Origin of the sequence: Nocardiopsis exhalans, from assembly GCF_024134545.1 — a bacterium.
GTDB classification, from domain to species: Bacteria; Actinomycetota; Actinomycetes; order Streptosporangiales; family Streptosporangiaceae; genus Nocardiopsis; species Nocardiopsis exhalans.
Genome location: NZ_CP099837.1, coordinates 2,182,872 through 2,204,555, shown reverse-complemented (window position 1 = coordinate 2,204,555; position 21,684 = coordinate 2,182,872). Strand labels below are relative to the sequence as shown.

Annotated in this window: 15 protein-coding genes, 1 tRNA gene and 1 pseudogene; 10 read left to right on the top strand and 7 right to left on the bottom strand. The window is 65.2% G+C overall.

Features of this window, described 5'->3' with window-relative positions:
• Positions 1–346 precede the first annotated feature (346 nt).
• The 8 genes and pseudogenes from NE857_RS09955 to NE857_RS09920 form a co-directional block, all read left to right on the top strand.
• Positions 347–2,080 (top strand): substrate-binding domain-containing protein, encoded by a 1,734-nt coding sequence (locus NE857_RS09955; RefSeq protein WP_254420735.1) that lies wholly within the window; start codon positions 347–349, stop codon positions 2,078–2,080.
• A gap of 284 nt (positions 2,081–2,364) precedes the next feature.
• Positions 2,365–4,125 (top strand): substrate-binding domain-containing protein, encoded by a 1,761-nt coding sequence (locus NE857_RS09950; protein WP_254420734.1) that lies wholly within the window; start codon positions 2,365–2,367, stop codon positions 4,123–4,125.
• Between the two features lie 360 nt (positions 4,126–4,485).
• Positions 4,486–5,196 (top strand): hypothetical protein, encoded by a 711-nt coding sequence (locus tag NE857_RS09945; protein ID WP_254420733.1) that lies wholly within the window; start codon positions 4,486–4,488, stop codon positions 5,194–5,196.
• A 99-nt stretch (positions 5,197–5,295) separates the two neighbouring features.
• The gene (locus tag NE857_RS09940) at positions 5,296–7,404 is read left to right on the top strand and encodes a DUF2510 domain-containing protein (RefSeq protein ID WP_254420732.1); all 2,109 of its coding nucleotides are present in this window, start codon (positions 5,296–5,298) and stop codon (positions 7,402–7,404) included.
• A gap of 87 nt (positions 7,405–7,491) precedes the next feature.
• Positions 7,492–8,142, top strand: coding sequence for an oligoribonuclease (gene orn / locus NE857_RS09935; RefSeq protein ID WP_254420731.1), 651 nt, complete (start codon positions 7,492–7,494; stop codon positions 8,140–8,142).
• Between the two features lie 67 nt (positions 8,143–8,209).
• Positions 8,210–8,285 (top strand) — tRNA-His (locus tag NE857_RS09930).
• 309 nt (positions 8,286–8,594) lie between these two features.
• Positions 8,595–8,858 carry a hypothetical protein gene (locus NE857_RS09925; RefSeq protein ID WP_254420730.1) on the top strand — a complete coding sequence of 88 codons (264 nt, stop codon included), beginning with the start codon at positions 8,595–8,597 and terminating at the stop codon, positions 8,856–8,858.
• 179 nt (positions 8,859–9,037) lie between these two features.
• Positions 9,038–9,958, top strand: a pseudogene (locus NE857_RS09920) (ISAzo13 family transposase); the annotation flags it as partial.
• Positions 9,959–10,075: 117 nt separating this feature from the next.
• Here NE857_RS09920 and NE857_RS09915 read toward each other — a convergent pair.
• The 7 genes from NE857_RS09915 to NE857_RS09885 form a co-directional block, all read right to left on the bottom strand.
• On the bottom strand, positions 10,076–13,156 hold the full coding sequence (locus NE857_RS09915; RefSeq protein ID WP_254420729.1) for a type III restriction-modification system endonuclease: 3,081 nt from the start codon (positions 13,154–13,156) through the stop codon (positions 10,076–10,078).
• A gap of 5 nt (positions 13,157–13,161) precedes the next feature.
• On the bottom strand, positions 13,162–15,036 hold the full coding sequence (locus NE857_RS09910) for a site-specific DNA-methyltransferase (RefSeq protein WP_254420728.1): 1,875 nt from the start codon (positions 15,034–15,036) through the stop codon (positions 13,162–13,164).
• 3 nt (positions 15,037–15,039) lie between these two features.
• On the bottom strand, positions 15,040–15,705 hold the full coding sequence (locus tag NE857_RS09905; RefSeq protein ID WP_254420727.1) for a DUF4391 domain-containing protein: 666 nt from the start codon (positions 15,703–15,705) through the stop codon (positions 15,040–15,042).
• On the bottom strand, positions 15,702–18,971 hold the full coding sequence (locus NE857_RS09900) for a helicase-related protein (protein ID WP_254420726.1): 3,270 nt from the start codon (positions 18,969–18,971) through the stop codon (positions 15,702–15,704). The genes NE857_RS09905 and NE857_RS09900 overlap by 4 nt, the downstream gene beginning before the upstream one ends.
• Before the next feature lie 2 nt (positions 18,972–18,973).
• A complete protein-coding gene (locus NE857_RS09895; protein WP_254421928.1) occupies positions 18,974–19,210 on the bottom strand; it encodes an excisionase family DNA-binding protein in 237 nt (78 codons plus the stop codon).
• Positions 19,211–19,618: 408 nt separating this feature from the next.
• Positions 19,619–19,864, bottom strand: a complete 246-nt coding sequence (locus tag NE857_RS09890) for a hypothetical protein (RefSeq protein WP_254420725.1) — start codon at positions 19,862–19,864, stop codon at positions 19,619–19,621.
• Positions 19,861–20,874 (bottom strand): YciI family protein, encoded by a 1,014-nt coding sequence (locus tag NE857_RS09885; RefSeq protein WP_254420724.1) that lies wholly within the window; start codon positions 20,872–20,874, stop codon positions 19,861–19,863. Before NE857_RS09885 ends, NE857_RS09890 begins: the two co-directional genes overlap by 4 nt.
• A 155-nt stretch (positions 20,875–21,029) precedes the next feature.
• Here NE857_RS09885 and NE857_RS09880 point away from each other — a divergent pair, with 155 nt between their 5' ends.
• Positions 21,030–21,173 (top strand): DUF5710 domain-containing protein, encoded by a 144-nt coding sequence (locus NE857_RS09880; RefSeq protein WP_254420723.1) that lies wholly within the window; start codon positions 21,030–21,032, stop codon positions 21,171–21,173.
• A 173-nt stretch (positions 21,174–21,346) separates the two neighbouring features.
• The gene (locus NE857_RS09875; RefSeq protein ID WP_254420722.1) at positions 21,347–21,568 is read left to right on the top strand and encodes a hypothetical protein; all 222 of its coding nucleotides are present in this window, start codon (positions 21,347–21,349) and stop codon (positions 21,566–21,568) included.
• The last annotated feature ends 116 nt before the right edge of the window (positions 21,569–21,684 follow it).

Here is a 21,684-nt window from a genome sequence, read left to right as displayed (position 1 = left end):
AAAGCGATCACCGGGTGCGCCGGGGAACCCTTCGAGAACCCCTCCGACAAGCGGCGGGACGGTCGGCCCGGTGTTCACACTGTGAGCCAGGACACCCCCACCCTTCCTCCCCGACCTACCAACGAGTAAGGTCCTGGTGAGGAATCGTTCGTGTGCCAACGGTTGGTCGATCACATCCGCAGTGTGTGATGCCGTTCGCCGCACGAAGGTTCGTACAGTTCCCACCGCGGGTGCCGGGCGCAGCACCCCGCGGCCGACCCCGAGCCCGCCCCCTGAGCCCGGCCCCGGAGAGGCTCCCAGAGGTTCTCAGTCCGGGACCGGAGACAGCCACACCCCCGGAGTGCACGTGTCCAGTGGACGCCACCGTCTTCCCTCACCGACCGTCACCACGACCCGCAAGGCGGTGCGGTCGCCGCTGGGGATCACCGCGATCGCCGTCGCCCTGATCGTCGTCGCCGCGATCGCCGTGCCGGTCACCATGAATGCCCTCGGCTGCGGGGAGACCCGTTACCTGCGGGTGTCCACCACCCAGAGCATCGCCCCCGTGATGCGCGAGGCGGCGGCGGAGTTCAACGCGGACCGGCCCAGCTACGTCGGGCAGTGCGTGTACGCACAGGTGGACGAGATCGCGCCGCACCGGATCCTGTCGGCGCTGACCGGTGGCCAGCCGGGCGACTCCACCATCGCCCCGCACGTGTGGGTGCCCGAGTCCTCCGCCTGGGTCGAGCTGGCCCGGGTCTCCGACGGCGGGGCGCACGGGATCGAGACCGACCCGCCCTCCCTCGCGAGTTCCCCGGTGGTGCTCGCGGCCCCGCCGAACACCGAGGGGATGCCGGACCCGGACGACGCCAGCTGGACCCTGCTCCTGCCCGACGAGCGCGACCCCGACCGCCCCGTGGTGATGGTCGACCCCAACCGCGGCGCCGACGGCATGACGGTCATGCACGCGATCCGCGCCCACCTGGGCAGCGGGGACGACGCCGACACCGCGATGACCGACTTCGTGCGCGACGTCCAGCTGGACAGCGCGTTCGGTGAGATCGACCTGACCAACGTCTTCACCGGCTCGGCCGCCGCACACGAGCGGGTGGCCCCGGTCATCGCCGTGCCCGAGCAGGCCGTGGTGGCCTACAACAACCGCCGCGCCGACTCCGCCCCCGCGCTCCAGGCGCACTACATCAGCGACGGCACGGTCAACCTGGACTACCCGTACGTCACCGCCACCGACGACTCCGCGCTGCAGTCGGCCGCCGCCGACCTGTACCAGGTCCTGCGCGGCAGCGAGCACCGGACGAGCCTGCGCGAACTGGGCTTTCGCGACCCGAGCGGGGAGGCCTCGTCCACCCTTGCCGCCCAGACCGGGATCATCGCGGACCAGCCGCCCGTCCACGACGACCTGACCGGCGACGCCCTACTCGCCTCGGTCACCGACTGGAACCGGCTGGGCATGCCCAGCCGCACCCTGGTGCTGGCCGACGCCTCGGAGAACATGGCCGACGACCTCAACGGCGGCCCGCAGCGGATCGAGGTCGCCAAGCAGGCCGCCCTGATGGGGCTGGGGATGTTCCCCGACGAGACCGACATGGGCCTGTGGCTGATGTCCGAGGAGCTCGACGGGAACGGCCGTGACGAGGCCGCGGACATGCACCGGCTGGGCGCGGCGGACAACGGCGACACCACCCGCCGCCAGGAGCTGGTCAAGGTAGCCGAGGAACTGGAGGTCGCGGGCGGCGAGTCACGCCTGTACGACAACATCCTGGCCGCCTACGACGAGGTGACGGACAACTACCACGAGGACAAGATCAACAGCGTCATCCTGCTGACCGCCGGGCAGGACGAAGGGTCCAGCGACATCTCCCACGAGGAGCTGGTGGCCGCGCTGCAGGACCGGTTCGACCCCCAGCGACCGGTCACGATGTTCATCATCGCCTTCGGTGAACAGGCCGACGAGCTGGAGCTGGCACAGATCGCGCGGGCCACCAGCGGTTCGTCCTTCGTGACCGAGGAGCCGAACGAGATCGGCGACATCTTCCTCAGCTCGATCTCGCGGCGTCTGTGTGTACCCAACTGCGACAACTAGCCCCAACAAAGGGGTCTCGATTCGGTATCGGAATGGCTTTTCGGACAGACCACATTCGGAACGCCAATCCGGTCCATACCGGTCGAATTTCCCAAGGTGGCCGCTGCTCCGTCAGTGATCCGGCCCCACCTGTCCGAGTGCTGCCCGCAGCCCTCCGAGTGTGGCCCCATTCACGGCACTTGGTGCGTTGAGTAACGTTCCCATCAGTAACACCACATAACACCCCCTACCGACTCATCCCCCTTGTACGACACCTCGGCCGTACACCACCCGTGAGGAATGCTGTGGGACGTCACCGCGGAAAATACGCAGAAGAACCCTCCGGCCGGAACAGACGCCGCCGCGGTCGCGGCGGAGCGTTCGCCGCCCTGGCCGCCGCGATGGTGATCGTGGTCGGACTCGCCGTGGCGGGCGTGTACATGTTCGGGCAGGGCGACGGCTGCGGCGGCTCCGACATCGAACTGGACATCGCGGTCAGCCCCGAACTGGGCCCCGCGCTGACCGACATCGCCAGCGACTTCAACGCCGAAGAGCACACCGTCGACAACAGGTGTGTGCGCGCCAACGTGCGCCAGGCCGACTCGGCCAACGTCGCCTTCGGTATCACCGGGGCCGGCGCCACCATGGGCGACACCGACTCAGACGTGTGGATTCCGGACTCCTCCGTGTGGTCGCGCCTGGTCCAGAGCCAGGCCGGGGACGCCATCATCACCGAGACCGGCACCTCGCTGGCCCGCAGCCCGCTGGTGCTGACCGAACGCGCCGAATTCGCCGACGACAGCGACGAGGACACCACGTGGATGGACGTGGTCCCCACCGCCGCCCCCGGCGAGGAGACCGACCGGGTCGTCCGGGTGGTCGACCCGGCCCGCAGCTCCAGCGGCCTGGGCACCCTCTACCTGCTGCACGGCGCCCTGGAGGAGGCCACCCCCGACGCCGACACCTTCAACGCGCACATGACCGCCGCGCTGCAGGCCCTGCACCAGGGCGCCTCCGCCGACGAGGACGCCGCGTTCCTGGCCCTGAGCGGCGGCAGCGCCGAGGCGCCGCCCGTGATGGTGATGTCCGAACAGGCGGTGTGGCGCTACAACGCGGCCCACTCCGACTCCGCCGCCCAGCCCAACTACCTCAGCGACGGCACCTACTTCCTCGACTATCCCTACATCGTGCGCAGCGAGGAGAGCGAGGTCACCCGCGCCGCCGAGGTGTTCCGCACCGCGGTGCGCACCGACGAGGCCGTCGAGCGCTTCCTCGCCGAGGGCTTCCGCAACTCCGAGGGCGGGCTCGACGCGTCCGTGCTGACCGGGGAAGCCGGTTTCCTCGCCGAGGAGCCGAGCGAGCTGCCCGCTCCCTCCGAGGGCTCCATCACCGAGCTGACCCGTTTCTGGAACCAGCTGAAGATGGACTCCCGGGTACTGACCATCATCGATATCTCCGGGTCGATGCTGGCCGAGGTTCCCGGCACCGGGCTCACCCGCATGCAGGTGGCCGGCGCCGCCTCCGCCGAGGGCCTGCAGATGTTCTCCGACACCTCCGAGCTGGGCCTGTGGGAGTTCTCCACCAACGTCAACAACGGCATGAACTACCAGGAGATCGCCCCGATAAGAGAGCTGCAGGCCACCGATGAGGCGGGGAACGAGCACCGGGACGTGATCGGTGCCGCGATCCAGAACCTGGAGCCGCTGCCGCGGGGCGACACGGCGCTGTACGAGACCTACCTGGCCGCCTACCAGGAGATGTCCCGGACCTACCGGCCCGACCGCACCAACGTCGTGCTGATGCTCACCGACGGGGACAACGACAACCCCGGCGGGCTGGAATTCGACGAACTGATGTCCCAGCTCGACTCGCTCATCAGCCCGTCCCGACCCATCCCGATCATCACGATCGCCTTCGGCCCGGACGTACAGAACCTGGAGCCGCTGCAGGAGATCGCGGCGGCCACCGGGGGCGCGGCGTACATGACCGAGGACCCGACGGAGATCGGGGACATCTTCCTCCAGGCGTTCTCCCTACGCATCGCGGACGAGAACGACGGGAGTTAGAGGGGCTCAGGCCACCAAGGGCTCAGGGGCACCCCTCGCAGGACCGATGACCGACCGACCGGGTCGTGGCCGTGTGCCGCGGCCCGGTCGTCGCTTTCGTGGGGATTTCGTGGGGATTCGGGGCTGGGTCCGAGGCGGGGTTCAGGCCAGGGGGCCGGGGGCGGGAACCGCGATCGGAGGACGTTCGTCCAGGACCCGCGGAACAGAAGGTGACATGAACCTATCCACCACTCGAAGGGCTATGGACTTCTTCTCCGGGGTGGCGTACCACGGGAGGGACCTGGATCCGGAACCCCGTCCCTCCACTGCCGTCCCGGACCTCCAGGCTTGAGACCCACTGCGGTCGGATTGGGGAGTGCCATGGCGAAGGCGTGGATGCCCGGTGCCGAGAGGATCGACGGAGGAACCACACGGACCTCCGGCGGGGTCGGCGCCCCGCGTGCCGTGTGGACGGTGACCGGAACCGACCCGAACATGTGGTCGGCCCGCGAGGAGGCGACCCGCCTGGTCCACGAGGGCAGGACCCCCCACCTGGTGTGGAACCCGCTGACCGGCGCGGTGGCGCAGATCCTGGCCGCCACCCGCCGGAGCGAGCTCCTGCTGGGCCACACCTCGCGCTACGGACAGCACCTGGACCACGGCGACGAGGGCCGGGTGTGCCTCGTGGTCGCCGTGGTGTCCACGGAGAAGGAACCTTTCACCGACGGCCCCCTGGTCGGTCTGGCACCGGTCCTGGAGTGGCTGGGCTCGTGGGGTGTGGAGAGGGGCTGGCCCGCCGGTCCACCCGGGCTGTGGGGCGAGCGGCGCCCCAACGAGGAGGAGCGGTCCCGCACGTGGTCCCGCGGCGGGCACTTCGGCCACGACCAGGTCCCGGGCTCCGCGTCGACAGCGCCCGGGCGGGTGGACCCCGAGCATCTCCTGATCGCTGGAACACGCAAAGTGTCCCCGGCCCCTGGACCGGCCCCTGGACCGGGGTCGGGGCCGGGGTCCGCCCCTGAGGCGGCCGCGACGGCAAGTCCCCCTCAGCTATCCAGGGAACACCCCGAACCGGAACCCTCAGTCACCACGTAAGCACAAAAAGGGAGGGATGAACCCACCAAATCCCCGCCTTCAAGGAGAATCGGATTCCACTGGTTAAGTACAGCTCCAAAACCCCTTAGTCTGGCGCCCATGGGTGGATCTATCGAGCCGGGTTGGTACGCGGACCCGCAGGGCGACGCGCAGACGCTCAGATGGTGGAACGGTGACGAGTGGACGAGGCATACCCGTTCACTGAGCGAACTCCAAGGCGGCGCCGACGGCTCCGACGAGGAAGCCGCCACCACCTACCTGGGCGGTCAGAACAGGGACGACCCCTCGTCCGACGACGAGGAGGAGGGGACGGTTCGGCTGGGCTCCTCCGCCCCCGCGCCGGTACCGGTCGAGGACGAGCCCAGCACCATGCGCATCGACCCCTCGTGGGCGCAGCAGGCCTCGGCCCCCGACCCCGCTCCGCAGCCCCCGGCCGCCCCCGACGACGACGAGCCGAGCACCGTCCGAATCAACCCCTCCTGGGCACAGGACGCCTCCCCCCAGCAGCCCCCCGGCACCACCCCTCCCCCCGCCCCGGTCGGGGACGAGCCCAGCACCATGCGGATCGATCCGTCCTGGGCCCAGCAGGCCTCGGCCCCGGGCAACCAGCCCCCGGTGGACGACGAGCCCAGCACCATGCGGATCAGCCCGTCCTGGAGCCAGCAGTCCACTGACCACGCTGACGAGGTGCCCACGGCCAACCTCGCCGACGACGACGAGGCCACCGCTGACCTGAGCGGTGTCGGCACCACCATGCGGGTCGACCCCGGCGACCTGCCCGGATCGGGCGACGACGTTCCCACCGCCCACATCCCGGACGACGAGGTGCCCACGGCCAACCTCGCCGACGACGCCATCGGCGACACCCCCCGTACCGCCGTCTTCGACCCCAACGCCATCGGCGACACCCCCCGTACCGCCGTCTTCGACCCCAACGCCGCCGGTGGGACCCCGCGCACCGCCGTGTTCACGCCCGGCGGCGACGACCGGTCCGGCGCTGACCAGTCGCCCGGCGGCACCGCCATCTTCGACCCCAACGACCCGATGTTCTCGGGCGGCGCGGGCGAGGACGGGGACGACAAGGGCGGCAAGTTCAACAAGTTCCTCGGCAGTCTCAAGGAGGGCTGGGCCGACCTCTCCGAGGAGCGCAAGGAGCAGCGCCGCCAGGCCGAGGAGGAGGCTGCCCGGAAGCGCGAGGAGGAGCGGGTCCGCGGGGAGGCCGAGGCCGAGAAGCAGGCCGAGGAAGCCCAGCAGCGGGCCGAGGAGGAGCGCAAGCGCGCCGAGGAGGCCGCCAAGCACGCTCCCCCGGCCCCCCAGGCGGACACGCCTTCGGCGGCCAACGACCCCCAGTCCGCCGGCGCCCCGCCGCTGGGCTGGACCCCGCAGAACCCGGGCCAGCCCCACTCGGGTGCCAACCAGCCGCCGTCCGGGCCGCACCAGCCCCCGTCCGGGCCGCAGCAGGGCTTCAACCCCGCGGGCGGCCCTCACGGCCAGCCGCTCTCCGGCCCGCAGCCGGGCGGTTTCCCGGGCCAGCGGCCCCCGTCCGGGGCGAACCGGCCGCCGTCCGGACCGCACCAGCCCCCGTCCGGCCCTCAGCCCGGCTTCCAGCAGCAGGGGTTCGGGCCGCAGGGTCCGCCTCCCGGTCAGCCGCCGCAGCGGTTCGGCCCGCCCGGGGGCTTCCCGCCGCCGCAGCAGATGGGCAACCGCCCGCCGATGCCGCCGCAGGGCCCGCCCCCCGGTCAGCAGCCACCCCAGCAGTTCGGCCCGCCGCCCAGCGGCCCCGGCCCGCGCCCGCCCATGGGCGGCGGCCCCGGCGGTCCCCCTGGTGGACCTGGCCGCCCCGGTGGACCTCCTCCCGGCGGCCCGCACCAGGGCCCCATGGGCGGCGCTGCCGGCGGCCCGGGTGGTCCCGGTGGTCCGCCCGGCGGCTCCCCCTGGGGTCCGCCCCCCGGTGGGCCCCAGGGCGGTCCTCCCGGAGGACCCCAGGGCGACCCGTTCGGCAACCCGTACGGCCAGCCGCCACAGCCGCCTCAGCCGCCCGCGAAGAAGAAGCGCGGCTGCGGTTGCGGCTGCTTCGCCCTGATCGCGATCACCCTGGTCCTGCTGGTACTGGCCTATCTCCAGTTCTGGGACGTGTGGGACTGGCTGTACATCATCTTCGACGTCGGCGAACCGCCGGGGGTCTCGGACCCCTTCGTCTGGGACTGACCCAGTGGTGACGGGGGCGGTGGGTCGTGGACCCGCCGCCCCTTCGCTATCTCCGCACTGCTCCGCAAAACCCCTAAGCTGACCGGTATGAATGACAGTTTGGTGTGGATCGACTGCGAGATGACAGGCCTCGACTTCGAGAACGACGCACTGATCGAGGTTGCCTGTCTGATCACCGACGGCGAGTTGAACATCCTCGACGAGGGTGTGGACGTCGTGATCAAGCCCCCGCAGAAGGCCCTGGACCGGATGGGCGACTTCGTCCGGAACATGCACACCACCTCGGGGCTCCTGGAGGAGCTCGACAAGGGCGTGACCCTCGAAGAAGCAGAGGACCGCGTCCTGGAGCACATCCACCAGTACGTCACCGAGCCCCGCAAGGCGCCCCTGTGCGGCAACTCGATCGCCACGGACCGCACCTTCCTCGCCCGCGACATGCGGCGCATCGACGATTTCCTGCACTACCGGATGGTCGATGTCTCCTCCATCAAGGAGCTCCTGCGCCGCTGGCACCCGCGCGTCTACTACGCGAGCCCGGAGAAGAACGGCGGCCACCGCGCCCTCGCCGACATCACCGAAAGCATCCGTGAGCTGCGCTACTTCCGCGCTGCCGCCTTCCTCCCGGAACCCGGCCTGAGCTCGTCCACGGCCCGCGCCATCGCCGCCGAAGTAGTCGCCGACGGCACCGGCTTCGAGGCACGTGACGCGGCTCTCGCAAAGTCCACCCCGGAAAACTGATCGAAGCACTCCTCAGAGTCCGATAAGCTTTCATACGTACGCAGGGCCGAGAGGCCAGGCGGACGTGGTGGGTGTAGCTCAGCCGGTAGAGCACTTGGTTGTGGTCCAAGAAGTCGCGGGTTCAAGTCCCGTCACTCACCCCAGAGGCTCAAGCCCCTGACCAGCGCGAAAGCGCAACGGTCAGGGGCTTTTGCGTTGTCGGGGGTGCACCGGAGGGTGCACGGGGCCCACGACCCGGGCCGGTGAGTGCGCACCGCCCATCCCGTCACTCACCGATGTGTCGGGGGTGCACGCCCGTGCACTCCGGCCCTGACCCGCCCCGAAGCCGCACAGACCCGCCGCATACGGGCATCGGTACATCCGTCGGGCACCCGGCCTGGCCTGTGCAAAGATCTTCGAGGACCTTCGCGGATTCCCTTCGCTTTCCCGCCCACCCAAGCGATGGTCCACCCATGGCAACCATCAACCAGCGCACCCTGGCCGACGGACGCGCCCGCTACTGGGTCAAATGGCGACTGGGCGGCACCCGTGGCGGAGCGCCCCAGTCCGAACCCTTCGACACCCGCGCCGGGGAAGAAGATCTGGTGCAGGTGGTGGGTGGCCAGCACCCGGTGCTCCCACAACCCGTAGAGGATGCGCTTGTCCCGGCCGGTGATCCGGGGCAGCAGGCGGACCAGGGTCTGTTCTTACTCGTTTACGGGCACCCTCCCAAGTGACGGCTGTTTTTGCCCTTCACTGAGTAAGAAGCGCGCCCCCGCCCCCGGATTCGACACCCCACGCGAGAATTCCCCGAACCGAACACACCCGGCCCCGGAATTGAAGCCGAGCTCGGTGAACGGCTCACCAGACCACCAAAGACTGCTCAGAAGTGGCTCACGCCTGACTCACCCCCGGCGTGGGCTGTGACGGGGACACCGCCGCGTTCGCCGTGGCCACCCTGCGCAGCTGGTGGACCGCTCAAGGGAGCCACCGCTACCCGCACGCGACCCGTGTGCTGATCACCGCGGACGCGGGCGGGTCCAACGGGTACCGGGTGCGGGCTTGGAAGAAGCACCTGGCCGACTTCGCACACCAGAGTGGGCTGGAGGTGACGGTGTGCCACTTCCCGCCCGGCACCTCGAAATGGAACAAGATCGAGCACCGGCTGTTCTCCGCGATCAGTACCAACTGGCGCGGCAGGCCGTTGACCGGCAACGAGGTCGTCGTCAACACCATCGGCGCGACCACCACCCGTACCGGGCTGAGGGTGCACGCCGCATTCGACCCCGGTAGCTACCCCACCGGCGTCACCGTGCCGGATGCGCTCATGGACACCCTTCCCTTGGCCGAGCACGGCTGGCACGGCACAGGGAACTACACACTGCGGCCCCAGGCCCCCGCGCCGAGACCGGTTCCGAGGCAGCAGGAGCGCACCCAACCCCAGGACCGGGCACCCGCATGGCAACACCACGTCGTACTCACCGGGCTCAAGGCACACGAGTTCGACGCGCTGCCGGCCGACGTCGAGCGCTACATCCTCGACCACCCGCCGATCAGCCCGCACCACAAGCGGGCCCGCCACCGGACCCTGCGACGCGGACCGCTCTCGCTGTCGGAACGGCTGCTGGTCACCCCCATCCACTACCGGCGGAGGACCCGCAAAGGGCGAGCTGACGCGGTTGCTCGACGCCCCCGCCGCAGCGGTCGGGGGAACACGGTACCGGAGATCGTCCCGGTGCTCGATGGTCTGCGGAATCCGGTCTCAGCGGCCCCGAACACCGCGCTGACCGGCAGGGCCCCCGAAGCTCTGGTCGGTAGGAGCCAGGACAAAAACTGAACCGCATTTTCCAGCAGCTCCCTGGCATACAGGTAGTGGGAAAGCGATCTCACCACGCACCAGGGCTGCCACCACACCCGGCACAAAACACATCGGCCATCTGTGGGGCATGATCTGTCATCCTGCCACCACCTGCATCAGCTCCGAGTAGTCGGTAACGACTTCGTACTTGACGTCCTGGCCGTTCATATCATCGAGGGAAGCGAAAAACTTGCGGGCGCATTCGATCTTGGCGTTCTCGACGCCCTTGAGCTGGAAAGTCGAGAGTGAGCCCTTAGTCTCGGCCACAAAGTACACATGCCTCACGCTGCCCTCGGTGAATGCAATGGCCCAGTCGGGGTTATAGTCACCGACAGGCGTTGGGATGAAGAATCCGCGTGGCAGTTTGGCGTAGACAGCAACCTCTTTGCTCGTGTCGAGCTCGGTGACAAAGTCACGCTCCACTTTGGAGTCGGTGACGACGTAGTCGTAGATGTGCTTCGTCAGCTTGTCGCCTGCGTGCTTAAGGTCCTGTTTGGTCTGATTCTCGGTGAAGATCGCTGTGTCAAACCGGTCCTCCAGCGCGTCATAGGCCAAGTGCTCGACGACGACGGTCGCCTTCTGCTCGTTGATGAGCCTGGCGGCCTCAGTGATGAACTGCTCAGGGTTGAGTCGGAACTTGGCGAAGGTCTCCGGTGTGACTCCGCCAAGAATGGCAGCGACGGTACGGCGGATGAGCCTGGTCTTCTCGGTTATCTCACCAAGCAGGTCATACTTCACTTGAGAGCTGGCCGAGACCGAACCGGTGTGGGTGGCCGTGCTCGACACATCAAATCCGGCACCCTTGGTAAGGTCGTCGGCTTCGAGGGAATCGCGCTGCTTTCCTGCCCGGACGACGTACTGCATCGAGGCGACATTGAGGTGCTTGTCGAGCGCCTGGGCGCATTTCCCAATCAACTCGGCTGAGTCGAACTCGACCTGATAGACGGCCTTGTGGTTGATCAGGCCCCACAGAGCCTGGAACTCCTTCTTGGCGAAGTTGGCCTCGTTGAGCGGGATTTTCTTGGGTTTACGGCCATTGGTCGGGAGCGGCAGGTCAATGTAGAGGGAGTCCACCAACGGCCAGACGAAGTCGATGACAGGCTTGAGGATCTCGGAAGTTGGAACAGCGAGCGTGCCAGCTTCCTTGCCTTCCTTGTACGCCTCGGAGATGGTGTCGTCGTCGTTGATGTAGTCGTTCTTGACCAGGTACTTGTAGAGCGCCTGTGCAAGTGCCTCGTCAACGACGAATTCACCATCCGGAATCTGGATGGTTTTTCCGGTGAAGAAATCCACGCTCGCCTTGCGCGGCCGCGCAACCAGGGACTCGGAGATTTCCCTCTGAAGCCCGTCTACGAAGTCAGTGTAGGACTCGTCGGTGACGACGGTCAGTTCGTTGATGTCGTGCACCGTGACTGGGTTGTCCATGCGCTCGCCGTGCTGGTCAACGGCCAGCCGCAGACCACGGCCGATCTCTTGACGCCGCGAGACAATATTATCGCTCTTTTTGAGCATGCCCATAACGAACACGTTGGGATTATCCCAACCTTCGCGCAGCGCGGAGTGGGAGAAAATAAACCGCACAGGCTCGGCGAACGACAACAAACGTTCCTTATTCTTGAGAATCAGGTCGTAAGCATCGACGTCCTTCGATTGGCCCTTCTCGTCGCCGGTCTTGTGTACGGGGCCATCGACTTCTTGTTTGGTCTTCTTATCGATAGAAAAGTAACCCCGGTGCACGGCACGCACCTGGTCGCGCCGCAAGTACGCCTGGTACGCAGCGGTTGCGGAATCGAGTTCAAGCTCGCCGAGGATCTCCTCGACGTGCGCGGTGTATTCTTCCTCGAAGACGCGGGCGTAGTCACCTAGAGTGTCCTCTCGACCGTAGTCGCGGTACTTCGCGACCTCGTCGATGAAGAACAACGAAAGCACCTTGATGCCCCGGGCGAACAGCTCCCGCTCCTTGTCAAAGTGCGCCCGGATCACCTCGCGGATCTGGATACGTCGCTTGGTCTCCGCAGTCACATCGCGATCGGCGAGCTGACCAGCGATGACAATGTCACCATTGCTGAGTTCAAGGACATCGCGGTTGGCGTCGATGTTTGTGATAAACAGGCCCTTATAGGCCTCGATGCCATTAGAGACATCGTGCAGGTTGGCACCAACGTCGAGGCGTTTGACCTGCCGTTTGATCGGGCCGCCCTTGGTCTGCACTTCGATTTCGACGCGAACGCGCGGCTTGGCCCCCTTGGCGATCTCAATCGCATCCAGGTACAGGTACGCCGTGGAGCCAGCGAGCCCCTTCACCGTGATGCCTCGCACCGCGATCTTCTTGACCAGCTTCTGGTTGTAGGCATCGAGGGCATCGAGGCGGTGGATCTTGGTGTGCTCGACCTTATGGGTAGCCGAGTAGCGCAGCACCATGAGCGCGTTGAACCGCGACAGCGCTTGCAGCGATTTGAGAGCACCGATCTTCTGGGGCTCGTCGATGATCACGATGGGCCGGTTAGCGCTGATGACATCGATGGGACGACGCGACTGGAAATCGTCGAGGACATCGTAGATCCGGCGGTTTTCCTTGCCAGTGGCGTTGAATGCCTGGATGTTGATGATCATCACCTGGACACCGGCGTCGGAGCTGAACCGTTCCAGCTCGTGAAGCTGGGACGATTTGTACACGAAGGACCGGGGCCTGGTGCCGTACGTCTGCTGGAAATGCTCGGCCATCACATCGAAGGACTTCTTCACACCTTCACGGATGGCGACCGATGGAACGACGACAATGAACTTCGACCAGCCATAGCGCTTGTTCAGCTCCATGATCGTCTTGATGTAGACGTAGGTCTTACCGGTGCCCGTCTCCATCTCGACGTCGAGGTTGGGCACACCCGGGGCGGCTTTGCTGTCTCTCAAGCTTTTCGACAGCGGCAGACACTGGGATCGCTGGATTCGGTGGACGTTGTCCAGCAGCTGTTGGTCCGCCAACGCGATCTCCGCGTTGCGCAGACCCGAGTCAGGCGTCGTGCTCGCTTCGAACAGGGCGAGCCTTGCCGTCGGGTTCACCTTTCCCGGGTCGATCCTGTACGAAACACCGTCATGTTTCGGCTGCCCATCGAAAACCCCGACCACCGAGTCGACGGCGTCGGTCTGGTACTGCTGGACCTTGAACTGGAGCTTCATCCTCGTCAAATAACCTTTACGTCTGTCGACGGAGAGACTTCGCGAAAAATCTGTTCTGCGTTGATTCGAGCGGAATCGGACGTGAAGCTCGAATCACGGAACACCGCTCGCAGTGGCTCACGCTTCGCGATAGCTTGTACCAGTTCGATACTGACTTCCGGCTCGAAACAGGCAATCAGCGCGTCGTCCTCGACGATGAAGGCCTCCTGCCCCGCGCACTCCTCGACGGAGATCGGCATCGTGATCTCCAAACCCCAGTCAAGCAAGACCTGGAAGAGTAGGTCCTCACCGGTGCGGCCCGGCTTCACACTGTCCTCGAGCCCTTCGAGGACCTGCTGGTCGGTGTCCTCGGGCGTACGCAGGACGTCCACCATGCTGGTCGTGTCCAGTCTGAGCGATCGGTAACCGACGTCGAGACTTCCGGTGGCCCTGCTGTCAGCCTCCAGGATCCTGGTACCAGCCCGACGGATACGTTCCTTGGCGAGTGCGGCAATAGTCGGGTACCCCTGCAGCGCCGCTTCGGTTCTCAGGGCTGGCTTCTCATCGACCTGGACCATGATAAACCGACGCGAGCCACCATCCTCGGCGTTCTTGGCGAGCACCGCGTGAGCCATGCTCCCAGAGCCCGCGAAGAAGTCAAGGACGATGGAGTCCGATTTCGTCGCGTGCTCCAGGATGCGCTTCATCAATTTAACCGGCTTCGGGTTGTCGAAAAGCTTGGCGTCGAACAGCTCAGCGAAATCGCGGGTGCCTTCGTCCGTGTTTCCGGCGTATCCATGATCCCAGAAATTAATGGGAGTCAGACCCCGGGCCTCGGAAAGGAACATCTTGATGGACGGAACCGACGCCGAACCGTCCGCCCCCCAGTACAGGAGACCTTCGGCTTGCAGCCTTTCGAACTCTTCCTTCGATCGGCGCCAGGCGTTGGTCGTCGGGGTGACGACGCGCCCGGTATTCGGGTTCGTGATCGGGTAGCAGAGGTTGGGCCGCTTCTCCGGCGTGGCTGGGTTGAGGAAGGAAGATCCCTTCCAAAGGCCCCTGGGGTCGTTGTCTGGGTTCGTGTAACGATCGTCTGCTTCACCGGTGCGGGGCAGCAGGTTCACTGAGAATGAGTCGGAACGACCGTAAACGAGAATGTGCTCGATGACGGTGGTGAAGTCCTGGGTGTTATTGCTCCGCGTATACCTCTTCTGCCAGGAAATGTCGGCCCGGAAGTTCCGCTCCCCGAAGATCTCGTCACAGAGGCGCCTGAGGTTGGCTGACTCGTGGTAGTCAACGGACACAAAAAGCGCACCGTCTTCCGACAGCAGATTACGAGCCAGCTTGAGACGCGGATATATCATACTCAGCCAGTCCGAATGGAACCGGCCGTGCGATTCCGGGTTCGCGACCAGCTTCGCACCCCCACTGTCGGCCTGACCCGACCTGGCCAGGTATTCGGCGGTAGTCTCCGCGAAATCGTCACTGTAGACGAAGTCGTTCCCTGTGTTGTAGGGCGGGTCGATGTAGATGAGATTGACCTTGCCGAGATACGACTCCTGGAGGAGCTTCAAGACATCCAGGTTGTCACCCTCGATAAAGAGGTTCTCTGTGGTGTCGAAGTTAACGGACTCCTCACGCACGGGACGCAGGGTCTTGGCGATCGGAGCGTTGGCCAAGAAACCTGCGGCTCGCTTCCCTGGCCAATCGAGCTGGTACCGCTCTTGCGGACCTTCGACGACGTAGTCCGACAACTCCTGGCGCAGTAGGTCGAAGTTGACCGTCTTCCTGGGGTTACCATCGGTATCGAGCGCCTCGGTGACGACGTTCGGGAATAGCTCAGCGATCTTCTCGATGTTGGCGTTCGTCAGATCGGGCGACGCCATACGCAGTTTCTCCACCAATTACCTCTGCTGTTCCAACTCTTCTTGCTTCGTCTTCAGGGCACGCCGAATCTCGATCTTACGGTTGAGTTGCGGCTCAGTGCGAATCTTCCGCTCCAGCGAGGCGATTTCGCGTTCAAGCTCACGCACTGCCTCTAGTCTCGCAGCCAAGTCCGACATTTCTTCACCCGGACGTGCTGATACCGGGATCAGCGGCTCCAAGAGCGCCGTGTACAGGGCGGGCAAAGTAATTACTGTGGGAAGTGGCTGTCTCTCGACGTCTTCGGGTTGCCAGTCGGTCGTGAAATATGTGCCAACCTTGGGCGTACCTGAACCGGCCTGTTTGGGCGCGGCGGTCATACGGATGCCCCTGCCAGTACCCTCACCGTGGGTGATCTCAAAGATGATGGGCGTCTTGACCGCCCTATCGATCGCGGTCAGGACCGGCTCAGCGACGTCGTCACCCTTCGCATCGATCTGGAAGACCTGAATTTCAGAAACGGCCGCGCTGCCCGGCACGTTGATGGTGGCCTCGGCGAGTTTGTAGGCCCAGGAGATACGCCGGACATCGGCGACGAACCCCTCACGAACCGCGGCGGAGACGGTACCGTGCTCATAGAACTTGGCCTTCGGAACTGGACGCCCGAATTTAGCGGCTGCGGGCCAGCGATAGAGCAGGTCCGTCATGCGTTCCCCTCGGCGGGATCGACGATGGCGATGAAGGCGATCAACTCGAAGTCATCGAGGCTGGCGATCGCCTGGGTGAGCGCAGTTGTGTGGCCATCGGTGAACAGGCTGTCGATGTCGCGCTCTTCGGTAACCTCGACCATCGAGTGAATTGCCACGTTGAGCAGTTCGGAGTACCGGCCCATCTCTGCGCCTTCGCTGGTGACAGCGTTGAAGATACGGGTGACGTCGCTGACGGGCTGGCTATAGGGGCGGCATCCAACGCGGATGAGGTCGAGCAGATGTTTGGCCTCGGTGTGGTCAACGATGACATTGCCGTCATCATCGAGATAAACGAGGTAGTGCGGGTGGAGCCGGTTACCTCGATTGATGCTCTCGTCAGCGTTGATGTTACGCAGCGCAAACAGCACACCGGGTAGCAAGCCTTTGGTGCGGTCAGCAGGTACAACGGCGTGGAGCCCCTTCGGGGCGGTAGCGAGGTCTCCGTACTCCTTCAGATAGCCCAGAAGGTCCATACGGAAGTCGTTGAGACCGAGGTCAGTGATGGAGACGCCGGTGCGGACGTCCTCGAGTTCGATGACCTCGTCTTGGAGTTTGCGAAGTTGTTCCTCGCGGAAGGCTGCGTCACTGTCTTCGAGGGTGAGGACGTTGTCGTCGGCGGTGCTGGCGAGGTCGGCGATGACCATGCGGTTCTCGACGCGTTCCTTGAGGTTGATGTACTCGTCGAGGGAGATGTCGGGCCAGAAGTTGACGAGCTGAATCTGGGCGTTGGTCGAGCCGATTCGGTCGATGCGACCGAAACGCTGGATGATCCGCACCGGGTTCCAGTGGATGTCGTAGTTGACGAGGTAGTCGCAGTCCTGAAGGTTCTGGCCCTCACTGATGACATCGGTGCCGATGAGTACGTCAAGCTCGCCGATCTCCTTGGGCATGGTGAGGTGGCGTTGCTTGGACTTCGGCGAGAAGAGCGTGATGGCTTGCTGGAAGTCATAGCCGACGCCCAGGGTCGTCTGTGCGGCGTGGGCACCCCCAGTGATGAGAGCGCTCTCCAGCCCGGCACTGCTGAAGGTGGGCGCGAGTTCGCGATAGAGGTATTCGGCGGTGTCGGCGAACGCGGAGAAGATCAGTGCCTTCCGGTTCCCGGGGTTGATGGGACTGGCGGCTTTGTCCTCGATGAGCCGCTTGAGTGCCTGGAGCTTGAGGTCTCGCTCTGGAGTGACCTTGTGCATCTCGTCAAGCAACTCACGAAGGGTCTTACGGTCGTTCCATAGGTCGCGTTGCCAGGATTCGATGTCGATGTCGTCAAGGTCGACCTTGATCTTCTCCCCGAACGAGAGAGCCTCGACGTTAGCGTCGTCCTCGTCGTCGACATCAAGGGCGAGGCCAGTGAAGTCCTTGTCGAGGTCGGTCAGGGATCCGGTGCGTGATTCGAGTCGGCCCAGGGTTTTGTCGACGACTCCTTCGATCTTGGCGAGGGTGAGACGGAACGCCTCAACTGAGCTCTCCAAGCGCTTGAGGAGGTTGACGGTCATGAGCTTCTTGAGCCCTTGCTCGCGGCCAAGCTGTCCGAGGTTGGAGCGTGCGGTGCCACCTTTGACGTTGTAGAGGTCTTCGTACTTGTTGATCCGGCTCGGGAAGACGTAGGCGAGCGGCGTGTAGACCGCAAGGGTGAGCGCCTGGAGTTGCCCGAAGATCTCGTTGAAGGTGGGCACGTTGGGCAGGTCGGAGAGCGGCTCGCGGATCGACTTCGGCTGGAGCCGTTCGGGGAAAGCACCGATCTCGGTGGTGTCGTAGAACGCCTGAATGTGCTTCCGGGACCGGGCGATGGTGACCGAGTCGAGCAGCTCGAAGAAGTCGAAGTCGAGCATCCGAAGGATGCGGTCCGCGGTGCGCGTCTCGGGTGGAAGCTTGGACCACTCATTGAAGACGCGCTGCGCGTCGCTGAACACCTTCTCGACTGTGGTGGAGATGTTGAGGTGCTCGGCAAGATTCTCGGACTCACCCTCGTAGGCGAGCTGGAGCTGGTTCTTGAGGTCGTTGAACCGATTGTTGACCGGGGTGGCCGAGAGCATGAGCACCTTGGTTTTCACGCCCTCGCGGATCACTTGGCGCATGAGTCGCTGATAGCGCGACTCTTTCTCCTCTGCGTAGTCGGCGTTGCGAAAGTTGTGCGACTCGTCGATGACGACCAAGTCATAGTTGCCCCAGTTGATTCGATCGAGGCGCAGGCCCATCGACTCGCCCCTCGTGCGCGAAAGGTCGGTGTGGGCGAGGACGTCGTAGTTGAAGCGGTCCCCGGCGAAGATGTTGGTCGTCAGGTTGGCGTTATAGTTCGTCCAGTTCTCGCCAAGCTTCTTGGGCGCAAGAACGAGGACGGATTTGTTGCGCAGTTCGTAGTACTTGATGACCGCCAACGCGGTGAACGTCTTACCCAGGCCCACGCTGTCGGCCAGGATGCAGCCGTTGTAGGTCTCGAGCTTGTTGATGATTCCGGTCGCGGCATCGCGCTGGAAGTTGTAGAGGCTCTTCCAGATCTGTGTGTCCTGGTAACCGGTGCGGTCGTTGGGCAGCACGTCCTCGTTGATGTCATTGAGGAACTCCGCGAACAGATTGTAGAGGATCAGGAAGTAGATCCTTGCCGGCGAGTTCTCAGCGTACACACTGGCGATGTGGTCGTAGACCGCCTCAGTGACGTCGTCAAGCTGCGCGGAATTGTTCCAGATCTGATCGAAAAGCTGGACGTACCGCGCAGTCATAGGGGCATCATCGACGCGGTGCACCATGTTGGAGACCGCGTTGCCACGCTCATAGCCGAGGTCGGCGGTGGTGAAGCCTTGGAGTGGCATGTAGGCGGCTTTGTCGTCGACGACTGCGAACTGCTGCATCGGGTTGCCGGTCGCGTTCGACCGGAACGTCACCTTGCGACGCACCCACTCGGCACATTCCCTGGCAATCGCGCGCTGAGTGAGCTTGTTACGCAACCGGATTTCGAATTCCGATCCGTAAAGGCTGGATTCTACCCTGTTCGCTTCGGGAATGAAGAAGCGACGCTTTTCCTTCCGAAGCCTGTCGGTTGCCTTTTCCGTAACGAACGAAGGAGAAGTGAAGATGAACTCTAGTTCATCGACCTGATCCAACTCTTTACTCAGTGCCTCGAATGCGAAGATCGAAAAAGTCGATGCAGCGATACGCACCTTGGAACCCCGTGTGATCTCCGCCTTGAGGTCGTCACCGAGTAGATTGTTGACGTTGTCGATCATCCGCATGTTCACTCACCCGCGCTATCCCGGCCGGCACCGGTGCCGCCGCAGCGCGTCCAGCCATCGGCCTCGCTGACCTGGAACCTCCACAACCTGCCAAATTTGTGGGTTGGCATAACATTCTCAGCAATCCAGGTGTACACGGTGTCTTTCGTTACTCCGAGGCGGGCAGCGATATCGTCCGCAGACAGCCAGGGCTCAGCAGGAACGGTGAATCTCCCATCGACAGTTACTGACCGCAACATCCACGGCTCAATCCACACCACTGCAGTCTCCCCTGGGCTTTTGTGTTGGCTGGAACCATCACCAACCCCGAACGCGCGGAAGGTACTCCTGAGCTGAGACCGAAAGAACTGTCGAGACCCACGTCCTCAGCAGGAACAGAAGAGCCTTCCGAATGAAGCCTACCTATCTCTCTCCCAGGCCGCACCACCCATAACAGGACCGGTGAGGACGCGCACCCGGAGGGTGCGCACTGCCCGGTGGAACGCGGGGCAACCCGGCACGGACCGGAGCGATCCCCGCCAGGCCCGCCGGGAACTCGACGAAATCGGTTTCCTCGTCCTGGGCGGTCAAGGACACGACGGTCCGACCGCCGCCCGTGGTGAAGCGGGCGTCCTCGGTCAACAGGTAGGGCTCGATATCGGAGGGCCTCAGGATCGTGCTCGGGCGGAGATCATGATCCACCGCGTGCCCCACTCGGCGAAATAGGCGAACACGTCGAAGTGGGTGCGCATCAGCCGAGCCGGGTCACCGCCGAAGTCTCCCCAGTGGTACTCGTTGGTGAACGAGGTCGCGGTGATACTCGCCCGGCTGGACAGGACCCGCGGTTCGGCACGCTGGTCCCCGTCCAATGGCCGGTCCAGGGCGAGGAGGTCGTAGTGCTGGTAGGCGCTCACCGCAGGGCGGTTCTTTCGTCGGGTCGGTATCCGTGGTCGGCGAGCCACTGGCGGGCACGTCCCAGGCCGCGTTCCTCGCTGAAGATCGTCCACGAGGACAGGGTGTCCCCGCCCTCTCCGTGGACCGTGTTCTTGAACCGTCTGAACGCCCCGCGCCCGTCCAGCTGCTGCCGCAGGCGCCCGCGCAGGTCGGCGTCGGCGACCGTCTCGGTGAAGTCCGCCATGTCCTGGTAGGCGTCCGTGCTGTCGGACCCGACCGTGATCAGGCGGTCCCAGTCGAGTTCGTCACCGTCCGGGAGGGCATCGCATTCCAGGACGGCGGCGGGCAGGACCTCACCCGTCACGGGGTCGAAAGCACCCTCCTCGACGGGGCCGGAGCCCGCAGCATCGGCCAGGTCCTCCAGGTCGACGGGGACGGGCGCGAGCTCCGTGTCGGCGGCTTCGTCCACCAGGGCCCGGTCCAACGCGTCAGCGAGCAGGCCGTCCCCCGGCCAATCCCTCTCGCGCAGTTCCCGGACGCACCTGCGGGCCGTGTCGGCTGCCTGCGGCTGCCCCGCCCGCAGCGCCGCGAGCACGGCGGTACCGGCCCGGTGCGCGACCGCCCCGACGGGCCTCCCGGAGAGCACCGTGTCAAGCCCGGCGGCGCCCGGACGGAGTCCTCGGTACTCCTGGACCGCCCATGGGGAGGGCGTGGCGGACACCGTGTTGCTGGAAGCGGTTGGCGAGCCCAGCAGCGTGCTCAGGTCGGGGTGGGCCAGACCCGGATCAGCGGAGAGGATCTCATAGGCGCAGAGCCCCTGGCGGAAGAGGGGGTCCTGCCCCGCCACGGCTTCGATCTCGTCTCGCTCTCCGCGTGCCAGGATGACTTCTGCGGACTCGGCGGGGATCCGGCCGGACAACAGAAACAAACCGCGGGAATGGTGCTTGTCCAGGTAGCCGATGTGATCGGGCAGGTGGGAGGCCACCGCTTCCGCGTCGGCGGTGTAGCGCAGGATCAGGACGTGGAACATGCGGCCATTCTGCCTCCCCGGCTTCCCCGGGAGAACCGAATCGATCGGCCGGACACCCGACCCGGTGGTGCAGCCCGGCGGACGAACCGGAGGAGCGGGAGCATGCCCGTAACGAACAGACACCGCCAACGGACGCCCCCACTATCGGCGAGGTAGTGGACGGCCGCCTGTACCTCCAGGTCCCCTTCGGCGAGAAGGACAGGGCCAAACGCGAGGTCAGGGCCCGCTGGGACAAGCGGGCACGCCTGTGGTGGGTCCGCCCGGACACCCCGCGGGAGAAAATCACCCGCTGGCTGTGACAGCCGTGCCCGCCGCCCGCGCCCGAAAGGGGTGCGGGCGGTCAGCACTCCGCCCGTGCCATGGTTGAGGCTCCGGTGGGGCAGCGCCAACACCCCTGCGAACTGGGGAAATAAGGGATACGGTTTCACTCTCGGTACCGGATTCACGATGAGAGCGCGCAGAGGAGGAAGCCGTGGGCTACTGGAAGAAGCACCCCCGACCGGACGGCCAGGTCACCCTCGAGAAGCTGGACACCCTGGGCTGGCAGATCGAGGACCCGCCGGAGCACTACACGCTCAAGTGCCCCTGCGGATCACACATGGCCCAGCTCCAGCTCGCACCGTCCGACCCCAAACACTTCGAAGAACGCCTGGGCTGGGCCCGCCGCCTCAACTGCAACCACGAAAAGGACTGACGGCGCCTCAGCCAGCAGTAGCACGGGACGTGGAACCAGGGCCCCACCAGCGGTAGTCCACGAGTGGGCCTGCCGCTTACCCGCGTCGACTTGCCACCGCTGTCGGAACCAACGCA